The organism is Mycobacterium sp. (assembly GCF_050701675.1).
Lineage (GTDB): Bacteria > Actinomycetota > Actinomycetes > Mycobacteriales > Mycobacteriaceae > Mycobacterium.
On sequence record NZ_JBOGDD010000568.1, the window covers coordinates 1 to 10,067 of the forward strand.

Sequence of the window (10,067 nt, forward strand, 5' to 3'; positions counted from 1 at the left end):
GGTGAACGCCGCTGGCGTAGGCGATCCGCTTCTGGGCCTCTGCTGCCTCGATCTCTTGAGCATCGGCGAGCACACGTTCGGCGTCGGCTCGCTGTACGACGACGACACCGTCTGCGTCGGCGACGATGATGTCGCCGGGGCCGACGACGACGCCTGCGATCGCAACAGGCTGCTGCAGCCTTCCGGGGCCGTGTTTGTAGGGCCCGGCAGGGGTGACTGCCCTTGCGAAGACTGGCATTTCGCAGTCAGCCAGCGCATCCGCGTCACGCACCGCGCCATCGATGACGAATCCACCGATGCCGAGTGCCTTGGCACGGATTCCGATCAGGTCGCCGATGATGGCGCGGGTCGGATCGCCGTGACCGTTGATCACGATGATGTCACCAGGTTTGGCGATGTCGAGGGCGTGATGGACGTAGAGGTTGTCGCCAGGACGGGTCCACACGGTCAGTGCGGGACCGGCGAGCCGGGCACCGGGCCACATCGGACCCAGGCCGGAGGCGACGCCGAAGCGTTCTTGTGCGTCAGCAACATTGGCCGCGGGCACCGAGGCGAATCGTTCGATGATGCCGTCGGCGAGATCGGTTGTTGTCGTCATCGTCATCCGTTCGACTGTAAGAGTTCGGCGATGATCGGTTTGATCACCGTTTCGCGTTCGGTCCAGAGCTTCTCGACGTCAGCGCTGGACATGAATGCTGGTTGGACTCCGGTGTCCTTGAGTTTGGTCTGCACGGCGGGGTCTTCTTCGGACTTCTTCAGTGCTGCCTCCAGAACTGAAACAGTCTCGGCGGGTGTGTCTTTCGGGACGGATATGGCGAAGGCGTTGCTCATCGGATCGACCTGGAAACCCTGGCTCGCCAGGGTGTGGACCTCGGGGATGAATTCGCTCGGGGTGTCCTGGATGACGGTCAAGATGTTGAGCTCGCCCGACTTGTACTGGCCGTAGAAGCTGGAGATGCCACCCAGTCCGAAGTCGATCTCGCCGGACACCAGAGCGGCGATCTTCTCCGCTCCGCTGTTGTAATGCACGATGTTGAACTTCAAGCCGAGGGAGTCTTCGAGGATGCGCAGATTGATGTGATCATCGCCGCCGCGTGAGTCCGTCCCGACCGTGATTGCTCCCGGCTTGGCCTTCACCGCGGCGAAGAGGTCCTTGATCGTCTTGTACGGACTGGACTTGTTGACGCTGATCACAATGGCATTCGAGGCAAAGGACCCCACCGGGATGAAGCTGTCGCGGTCGAATCCCGCCTTCTTGGTGGGGTCGAGGTAACGCCCGAGGATCGAGGGCACGTTGGTGTAGACGAGCGTGTGCCCGTCGGGCTTGGCGTTGGCGGCGTAGTTGAGCCCAATGACCTGGCTTCCACCTTCCTTGTTGACCACCTTGACATTTGCACCGAGCGAGGTCTGCATCGACGGAGCCACGATCCGGGCCAGGATGTCGTTGCCGGCCCCTGCTGCGGACGGCACGATCCATTCGATGGTGCTGCCCTTCTTGGGAAACACTCCGGCATCCCCCGTCCCCCCGCCCGAGCAGCCGGCAGTGAGGACGACCGCGGCCAGCGCAGCCCCGATCGCCATCAGTTGTCTCTTCATTTCGCTGTCTCCTTCGATGGGACCGATTCGACGGGTGCGGCTTCGTTCACGGCCACGAGCACGGTTCGCGACGCAGCTCGGGACTTCTTCTTGCCGACGACCGCCGTGATCGCAGGCCGGATCGCGCCAAATACGAGGGCGAGTGCACAGACTCCGACAAGGGTCATGCTGAGCGGGCTGCTGATGAAGACCCCATAGTCGCCGCGCGAAAGCGCCAGGGAGCGTTGGAAGTTCTCTTCGAGCATCGGCCCGAGGATCAACGCCAACACGAGTGGGGTCAGCGGAACCTTCAGTAGGTGGAAGAGGTAGCCGACGACACCCGCTCCGAGCATGACCATGATGTCGAAGGCGCTGCCGTTGATGGAGTAGGTGCCCAGGAACATGAAGGCGAGGATCGCCGCCATCAGGTAGTAGAACGGCACGCGCAGGATCGCGATCCACACCCGGGCGAGCGGGACGTTGAGGATGAGCAGGATCAGGTTGCCGACCAGGAAACTCGCGATGATGGTCCACGCGACGTCGGGGTTGTCGCGGAACAACAGGGGCCCGGGGATCAGACCATTGATGGTGAAGGCGCCTGCCATGATGGCGACGGTCGCCGACGTCGGGATGCCGAGAGTGAACAACGGGATCATCGAGGACACCGATAGCGAGTTGTTCGCCGCCTCGGGACCGGCGACACCTTCCACGGCGCCGTTGCCGAACTCGCGGCTCTTCTTCGAGAATCGCTTCTCGGTCGCATAGGACGCCAGAGACGTTGCGGCGCCCGGCGATCCGGGCAACAGGCCCATGAAGAATCCGATCACCGACCCCCGGAGGAACGGGAAGAACGACCGCCGCATGTCCTCGCGACTCGGGAACAGTCTGCCGACGGTCAGTGGTTTCGGAACCCCGAGGGGACCCTTCTGCGCCTGGGCGAAGATTTCGCTGAGCCCGAACACTCCCATCACGACGGCGACCAGGCCGATACCGTCATAGAGCTCGGGCATGTCGAAGGTGAATCGCTGGATCCCCACCCCGGAGTCGATGCCGACCGTCGCGATCGCCAGACCCAACCCTGCGCTCAGTAGGGCCTTCGGGAAGTTGTTGCCGGCGAAGCTGGTGATGAGGGCCATGCCCAGCAGGGCGACGAGGAACAGTTCGGGTGCCCCGAACTCCAGCGCCAGGCGACTGAACGGCGCGACGACCACGAATCCGATGACGCCGATCAGTCCACCGACGAACGAGGCAAGGGCCGCGATCACCAGGGCGGGTCCGCCCCGCCCCTGCTTCGCCATTTCGTAGCCGTCGATGGTCGTGGCGATCGACGACGCCTCGCCGGGGATCCGCAGGAGTACTGCCGTCGTGGTGCCCCCATAGGCGGCGCCGTAGAGGATCGCGGCGAGCATGATGATCGCGGTCGTGGCGTCCAGACCGAAGGTCACTGGTATCAGTAGGGACACCGCGGCCGCCGGGCCGAAGCCGGGTAGTACGCCGACGATCATGCCGAGCACGCAGCCAAGGAGTGCGAAGAGCAAGTGCTGGGGGGTGAAGACGTTTACCAGCCCGCCCAGGAGTGCATCGAAGCCCACGGTCAGAGTCCCAGCGTCGCGAGGAAGTCAATCGAGGACGCGGGAAGTTCTGTGCCCAGCCAGGATTCGAATACCAGGCGTGAGACGAGCGCTGCGCCGATGCCGACCACGAGCGCGAGCCACCACGGTCGCTTGCTCACGAAGAACAGGACGACGGCCAGCATCAGTGTCATCGAGAGCGTGTAGCCGATGACGGGAAGCACTTGCGCCGCACCGAGGACTGCGGCCACGATGATCCCGACGCGCAGCCATCCTGCGCGATCCGGGAACTCGGCTTCTTCTGCGTCTTCGTCGATCTCATCGTCGACTTCGAAGCGATGAGTGACGTCCTCGAAGCTCTTGTCGACAGTTTCGACGCTCGACGCTGCATCGGCGCGGCGCGTGAATGCGAGTTGGAGCAGCCAGAGAAGGCCCGACAGGGAGACGAGAATCCCTGCGACCGTGGGGAAGAAGCCTGCGCCGACTCCGGTGACGTTGATCAGACCGTAAGTGACGCCGACGAAGGCGATGGCACCCCCGCCGAACAGCGAAATGGTCGCGACCGACCATTCCAACCTGACGAGGCCCAACGGCCTGGGTTCATTGGTGAGTGCCGGCATCGTCGTCCGCCTCTCCGTGTGTCGGGAAGAATTCGAAGCTCGCCCAAGTGGCGAACTTGTAATCTTGCACAGGATTGCATGTCCATGAGATAGTGTCAAACATCACAACGAAGACAGGGAGTGACGTGAGCTTTCGCGCAGTGGTCGCCAGCAGTCCGGTGCAGTTGAGTGCGTCCGAGGATCGCGTCATGAATGTCCTGTTGGGCGCCGACATGTCCAACGCCCCGGCCGCAGAGGTCGCCGAGAAGGCCAAGACGCACGAGTCCACCGTCATCCGGCTTGCCCAAAAGCTGGGCTACCGCGGCTATCCCGAGTTGCGCAGTGATCTCCGCAGAGATGAAGAGGCACCGACCGCCAGCACGTCGCCGATGAGGGGCGAGAGCGGACATCACCTCGATGAGTTCATCCGCGACGAGATGCGGGCATTCGACGCATTGTCGCGGTTCGTCTCCCAGGAGGACCTCGATGCCGCGGCGCGAACGCTGCACTCCACCCGCACCGTCTACTTGCTTTCCAGCAACGACGAGCGACCGACGCTCGATCTGCTGGCGCGCCGGCTCCGACGCCTCGGAATGACGGTGGTCAGCATGCAGCCGTCGCCAAAGGACATGGCCGAACGCTTCGTATCGTTCGATCACACCAGCACGTTGATCGGCTTCGCGCTGCGCGAAGCGCCAGGACAACTGTCCGCACTGGTGGCGGAAGCCGCGCGACGGGGCGGCAAGACGATTCTGATCAGCGACGTTCCTGGCTACAAGTTCCGGCCCAGCCCGGACCACTTGCTCGCGGCGCGACGGGGCGACGACGGTGAGTACCGCACCCAGCTGATCCCCATCGCGCTCTGTTATGCGCTGCAACTGGCCGTATTTCATCTCGACGTCGACCGGTATCAGGCGACTCGCGACACCATCGACGACCTGACTCGCCTGCTCGGCGGTACAGACGAGATTCCCCTTCGGCCGTGACCGACCGGCCCTGGAAGCTGGCGCTTGGCCTGCAGGCGAGCCTGGTTTCAGCATCCTGGACCGGGGTCCGGCTGATGATCGGATACCGCGCACTCGCGCTGGGTGCCGACCCGTTCTTCCTCGGCCTGCTGGCGTCGTCGATGGCGCTGCCCGCGCTGCTGGCTGCGCTGCCCGCGGGCCGGGTCACCGACCGCATCGGCGGCTCCATCGTGGCGACCGCAGGCATGGTGATCGCCGCCGCGGGAAGCGTGTGCGGGTTCCTGCTGCCTGGCCTATGGATCCTTCTGGCCGTCGCGGCCTGCATCGGCTTCGGACAGATCTTGATCATGGTGGGCCAGCAGACATTCGTGGCCAACGTCAGCGCCGACTCCGACAGCGACGCCGCATTCGGCACCCTCACCGCGTCCGCGTCGATCGGACAGCTCATCGGCCCGCCGCTGGTGACGACGGCGGCCTCACTTGCGGCGTTCGGGGGGCAGTCGCACCCGAACACCACCGTGGGTTTGATGGTGTGCGCAGCCCTCATTCTGCTCGCCGCTCCCACGTACGTCATGATCCGGCCCGTAGACCGGTCCCTGACCCCTGCCCGTGACACCAAGGACGAAGATCCGGCCCAGGTGTCGCAGCTACTCAAGACGCCGCAGATGTGGCGCTCACTCGCGGTCAGCGGTGCCGTTCTCGTCACCGTCGACCTGATGTACGCATTCGTCCCCGTCTGGGCGACCGACCGCGGCATCAGCGCGACCGTGGTGGGACTCCTGCTGGCGCTACGCGCGGCCGTCTCGGTCCTGAGCCGGTTCGGGTTGACGCGCTTGGTCGCCCGCTTCGGACGCAAGGTACTCATCGTCGTTTCGATCGGTGCATCGGTGGCTGCGCTCATCGCACTTCCCTTCGTCAATGCCTGGGGAGCCGCTGCCGTCATGATCGGGCTTGGTCTCGGGCTGGGCATCCCCCAACCGCTGACGATGGCATGGGTGACCTCGCTGACGCCGTCCCCGTCCCATGGCGCGACGCTGGGCATGCGGCTGACCTCCAACCGGCTCGCCCAGATCACCCTCCCCTTGGCCGTCGGCGCATTCGCTGCTCCGCTCGGGGTGCTGGGAATCTTCTGGGCCAATGCCGCCCTGCTGCTGGGCGCAATCGCCATCATGGCCCGTTCCAAAGCCGGGGAGCCTGATCCACCCTGACCTCCGCGCGTCAGCAATCCCCTCATTTTCACGAGCGGGAGGATTCCCGTAGCGTGGTGCGCGCAAGGGCCGTGCGGCAACGCAGCCACGGTCGGTCATGAAGCGATGGGTACCGGCAACGCAGCTCGGAAGCGTTGTGCGTCAACCCCTTCCATCGTTTTTCTATGTGCGTGTCCGGACCATGTGTCGACGGATGACGTTACCGACTCGAAGGATTGCAGCTTGGTTGGCAAACCTGAAGACGGTCATGACGCGCGCCCCGATCGCGTCGTACACCGTCGAACGGCTCTGAAGGTCCCCCTGATGCTGGTCGGAGCCGGCTCGCTGACCCGAACGCCGCGGGCCTCCGCGGCAGGACGGGGACGCTGGTCAGCGGACCGCGCCAACAGTTGGTACCGGGCGCAGCCTCGCCTCGTCGGCGCCAACTACATCCCGTCGAACGCGATCAATCAGCTCGAGATGTTCCAGCCCGGCACCTACGATCCGCGTCGCATCGACGTCGAGCTGGCCATGGCAGGGCGCCTCGGGCTCAACACCGTGCGGGTGTTCCTACACGATCTGCTCTGGGTCCAGGACCGACGCGGCTTCCTTCGGAGGCTGCTGCAGTTCGTCACCATCGCGGCAAGCCATGCCATCAAGCCGCTTTTCGTCTTCTTCGATTCGTGCTGGGATCCGCACCCCAGACTGGGTCCTCAGCACGCGCCGGTGCCCGGCGTGCACAACTCCGGGTGGGTGCAGAGTCCCGGTGCCGATCGTCTCGGCGACCCGGGTTACGTCAACGTTCTGAACGACTACGTCACCGGAGTGTTGACCCAGTTCCGCCGCGACGATCGGATCCTTGGGTGGGATCTGTGGAATGAGCCCGACAACCCCGCGGACGCGTACCGCACGGTCGAGAGGCCCGACAAGTTCGACCTCGTCGCTGCGCTGCTGCCCCAGGTCTTCGAGTGGGCGCGCGCAGTCGACCCCGTTCAACCCCTGACCAGCGGCGTCTGGCAGGGGATCTGGGCCGACCCGCGACGCCTCAGCCCGATCGCGCGCATCCAGCTCGACAACTCCGACGTGATCTCCTTCCACTCCTATGCCGACCCCGCTGGCTTCGAGGGCCGGATCGCCGAACTCGCGCCGATGCAACGGCCGATCCTCTGTACCGAGTACCTGGCGCGCACACTGGGTAGCAGCGTCGACGGAATCCTGCCGGTTGCCGTCCGGCACGGCGTCGCCGCGTACAACTGGGGTCTGGTCGCAGGCAAGACCCAGACCTACCTGCCGTGGGATTCGTGGGATCACCCGAACGCCCCGCCCCCGGCGGAGTGGTTCAGCGACCTGCTCCATCGCGATGGGCGGCCCTATCGGGACAGCGACATCCGCGCGATACGGCGCGTGACGCCTCTACTCCGCGCGAAATGAAGTCTCCGCTCCCTGAAGGGGGCGGTTGTGTTACTGCGCAGCCTGGGTGATCTGCTCGGAGTATCTCGCGTCCAGAAGCTGCGTGATGTCGACGGGTCGCGGGAGGAAGCCCGCCTTTTCGAGCACGCCCATCAAATCCACCTCGGTCTTGGTACCCAGATCCTCGGGGCCGACGGGGATGAGAGTCGACGCGCTGGTGCGAGCGGCCAGCAGGGCCTGGTCTTGGGTCAACTGCTGGGTCGACACGAACGCCTTGGCGATTTCGTCCGGATGCTCGGCTCCCCATTTTTGGAATCGGGCAATCCTTTGGGAGAAGTCACCGATGGCGGCCGCGAGTTTGGGGTCGGCAAGGGCCTGGGTTCTGACGGTGACGGATACGTAGCCAGGAAAGCCGACTTCGGGACCGGTGGCGACCTGCTTGACCTTCCCGGCGTCGATCGCCGAGCCGACCTGCGCGAGCGAGGTGGAACCGGCTTGTACGGATCCGTTGATGATCGCCGGTGCGATCGAATCACTCTGCAGAAGCTGCACATTGACGTCTTTGGTCGTCAGCCCTGCCTTGTAGAGGGCGAGCAGCGCCACCGCGTTGGCGTTGCCGCCCTCGTTGTACGTATAGGTCTTACCCCGCAGGTCGGCGAGAGCGTTGATGCCCGCGTCGGTGTTGGCGGCAATGATCGCCGGCGGGTACTTGGCCGGATCGTAGGGTTTGAGCAGACCGATGATCTTTATCGGTGCGGTCGCCGCGGTCCACGGTTGCTTGGCTTCTGCGGCCGCCTTCGGTGCTGCGGTGTCGCTGAGGCCCCAACTGATGTCGATGGCGTTGCCGTAGAGCGCCTGGACCGTCGGTCCTGCTCCGTTGAGCCGGGACCACTCGACCTTGTAGGGCGTGTTCTTGAAGAAGTCGGTGGCATCGGTCTGGGCTCGAAACACGTCTTGGAAGATTCCGACCCGCAGGGTCAGGTCGCCGACGTCGACGCCGTTGATCGTGCGTTCGCCTTCCGGCGCCTGGTGGGAGCCGTCGTCACCAGACCCGCTGACGCAGCCGGCGGTGAGCAGTGCCAAGAGCACGACGATCATGGCAGCGAGGGCACTGACGTGGCCGCGGTAGATCATCGGGTCTCCTCGGAACGGTTGAGCTCGTGGTCGGCCGCGGTGACGCCCAGTTCGCCGTAGAGCCGGGTCTTCAGGGCCGCGGTTCGTTCCGGCGTGCGGTGGTGTTCGAGGGCGATGTCGACGGAAATCCGTGCGTTCTTGAGCACAAGTACACGGTCGGCGAGTCGGACCGCTTCTTCGACGTCGTGGGTGACCAACATGACTGCGGGCTCGTGACGACGGCAGAGTTCTTTGACCAGAGCTTGCATCTTGAGCCGGGTCAGGGCATCCAAGGCGGCGAACGGCTCGTCGAGCAGAAGCACGCGTGGTTCCTGAATCAGGGCTCGCGCCAACGCGACTCGCTGCGCCTCGCCACCCGAGAGGGTCGCCGGCCATGCCGTCGCGTGATTGGTCAGTCCCACCTCTTCCAGCGCGGCCAGCGCTCTGGCCTTCGTGGCGGCACCTTGCTCCACGCCGAGCAGCACGTTGTGCCAGACCTTTCGGGACGGCACCAGCCTGGGCTCTTGGAAGACCACCGATCGGGGTGTCGCCACACCGCCGACTCCGCCGTCGAGGTTGTCCAAGCCGAGCAGGATTCGCAGCAGCGTCGTCTTCCCGGACCCGGAGGCCCCGAGGAGGGCGACGAATTCCCCGGGGGCAACCGTGAGGTCCAGTCCCTCGAAAATGGTGCGCGAACCGAAAGACTTGTGGGCGCCGATGATTTCGATCGCTGCTGCGGCCTCGTTGTCGGCATCGGCGCGCTTGATGTCAGTGGCCGAGTTGGTCACCACGGTCATGCCTTCTTCAATACGGTTTGGTGCCACGGAACGGTGATGCGGGTGATGATCCGCATGATCAGGTCGACGGCCAGGCCGAGCAGCGCGTACACCAACACGATCGACAGGACGATGTCGGTTCGCATGGCAGCCCGTGGCGACAAGGCCAGATAGCCGATTCCGGAGGTAGCGTTGATCTGTTCTGCGGCAACGAGAGCAAGAAGCGCGACGCCCAACGAGTACCGGATGCCGACCAAGATCGTCGGCATGGCCAAGGGAAGGACGATCTTCGTCGCAATCGAAAGGCGGCTGAGCCTGAAGACCTCTGCAGCCTCGACGATCTTGCGATCCACGTTGCGTACTCCGGCAAAGGTGTTCAAGTAGACCGGGAAGATGCAGGCAATCGCGATCAGCGCGATCTTGGAGATCTCACCGACGCCGAACCAGATGACGAACAATGGGACCACGGCAAGGAACGGGATGGTCCGCAACATCTGCAGGGAGGCGTCGAAGGCACGCTCGCCCAGGTAGGACAGGCCGGATACCAGCCCTGCGACCAATCCGATGGCCGCCCCGATGGCGAATCCCTGGCTGGCGCGCTGCAAGGACACGAGCAGGCTCTCCTGCAGCGTGCCGGTCTTGATGAGGTCCCAGAGCGCGCTCGCGACGGTGGCGGGCGAGTCCAGCGCCGTGGCAGGGATGACGCCGAGGCTGGACAACGATTGCCACACCACCAGCAGCGCCACGGGGACGGCCAACCGGTAGGCGTTCTTGCCCGACCTCAGCGACTGCCACGAACCCCTGGGCCGAGTCGTTCGAAGCCGTTGCCAATTCTCGCGGTCTTGGGGGGCGGTGGTGGTGTCGGTAGTCG

The 10,067-nt window shown here is 64.7% G+C and carries 10 protein-coding genes; 3 read left to right on the forward strand and 7 right to left on the reverse strand.

Annotated elements, in window-relative coordinates:
• The 4 genes from ACRDUX_RS17325 to ACRDUX_RS17340 all read right to left on the reverse strand — a co-directional run.
• The coding region (locus tag ACRDUX_RS17325; protein WP_526415253.1) for an RraA family protein at positions 1 to 604 on the reverse strand (604 nt) is incomplete at its 3' end.
• Positions 601 to 1,596 carry a tripartite tricarboxylate transporter substrate binding protein gene (locus ACRDUX_RS17330; protein WP_526415254.1) on the reverse strand — a complete coding sequence of 332 codons (996 nt, stop codon included), beginning with the start codon at positions 1,594 to 1,596 and terminating at the stop codon, positions 601 to 603. The genes ACRDUX_RS17330 and ACRDUX_RS17325, both read right to left, overlap by 4 nt.
• Complete coding sequence (locus ACRDUX_RS17335; protein WP_526415255.1) at positions 1,593 to 3,167, reverse strand: tripartite tricarboxylate transporter permease; 1,575 nt, start codon at positions 3,165 to 3,167, stop codon at positions 1,593 to 1,595. The genes ACRDUX_RS17330 and ACRDUX_RS17335 overlap by 4 nt, the downstream gene beginning before the upstream one ends.
• Before the next feature lie 2 nt (positions 3,168 to 3,169).
• Positions 3,170 to 3,766: a tripartite tricarboxylate transporter TctB family protein gene (locus tag ACRDUX_RS17340; RefSeq protein WP_526415256.1), complete on the reverse strand. Its 597-nt coding sequence runs from the start codon at positions 3,764 to 3,766 to the stop codon at positions 3,170 to 3,172.
• A 125-nt stretch (positions 3,767 to 3,891) separates the two neighbouring features.
• Here ACRDUX_RS17340 and ACRDUX_RS17345 point away from each other — a divergent pair, with 125 nt between their 5' ends.
• From ACRDUX_RS17345 to ACRDUX_RS17355, 3 genes are all read left to right on the forward strand, one after another.
• Positions 3,892 to 4,731, forward strand: a complete 840-nt coding sequence (locus ACRDUX_RS17345; protein WP_526415257.1) for a MurR/RpiR family transcriptional regulator — start codon at positions 3,892 to 3,894, stop codon at positions 4,729 to 4,731.
• On the forward strand, positions 4,728 to 5,918 hold the full coding sequence (locus tag ACRDUX_RS17350) for an MFS transporter (protein ID WP_526415258.1): 1,191 nt from the start codon (positions 4,728 to 4,730) through the stop codon (positions 5,916 to 5,918). Before ACRDUX_RS17345 ends, ACRDUX_RS17350 begins: the two co-directional genes overlap by 4 nt.
• A gap of 303 nt (positions 5,919 to 6,221) precedes the next feature.
• Complete coding sequence (locus tag ACRDUX_RS17355; RefSeq protein WP_526415259.1) at positions 6,222 to 7,328, forward strand: glycoside hydrolase 5 family protein; 1,107 nt, start codon at positions 6,222 to 6,224, stop codon at positions 7,326 to 7,328.
• A 30-nt stretch (positions 7,329 to 7,358) separates the two neighbouring features.
• On the opposite strand, the gene ACRDUX_RS17360 is transcribed toward ACRDUX_RS17355, so the two are convergent.
• The 3 genes from ACRDUX_RS17360 to ACRDUX_RS17370 form a co-directional block, all read right to left on the reverse strand.
• Positions 7,359 to 8,441, reverse strand: coding sequence for an ABC transporter substrate-binding protein (locus ACRDUX_RS17360; RefSeq protein WP_526415260.1), 1,083 nt, complete (start codon positions 8,439 to 8,441; stop codon positions 7,359 to 7,361).
• The gene (locus tag ACRDUX_RS17365) at positions 8,438 to 9,217 is read right to left on the reverse strand and encodes an ABC transporter ATP-binding protein (protein ID WP_526415261.1); all 780 of its coding nucleotides are present in this window, start codon (positions 9,215 to 9,217) and stop codon (positions 8,438 to 8,440) included. The genes ACRDUX_RS17360 and ACRDUX_RS17365 overlap by 4 nt, the downstream gene beginning before the upstream one ends.
• A partial coding sequence (locus tag ACRDUX_RS17370; protein ID WP_526415262.1) for an ABC transporter permease occupies positions 9,214 to 10,067 on the reverse strand: 854 nt, incomplete at its 5' end. The genes ACRDUX_RS17365 and ACRDUX_RS17370, both read right to left, overlap by 4 nt.

Coding starts and splice junctions, on each gene's coding strand:
- ACRDUX_RS17330 (WP_526415254.1), bottom strand. CDS start 1,596: ATGAAGAGACAACTGATGGCGATCGGGGCTGCGCTGGCCGCGGTCGTC.
- ACRDUX_RS17340 (WP_526415256.1), bottom strand. CDS start 3,766: ATGCCGGCACTCACCAATGAACCCAGGCCGTTGGGCCTCGTCAGGTTG.
- ACRDUX_RS17355 (WP_526415259.1), top strand. CDS start 6,222: ATGCTGGTCGGAGCCGGCTCGCTGACCCGAACGCCGCGGGCCTCCGCG.
- ACRDUX_RS17360 (WP_526415260.1), bottom strand. CDS start 8,441: ATGATCTACCGCGGCCACGTCAGTGCCCTCGCTGCCATGATCGTCGTG.
- ACRDUX_RS17365 (WP_526415261.1), bottom strand. CDS start 9,217: ATGACCGTGGTGACCAACTCGGCCACTGACATCAAGCGCGCCGATGCC.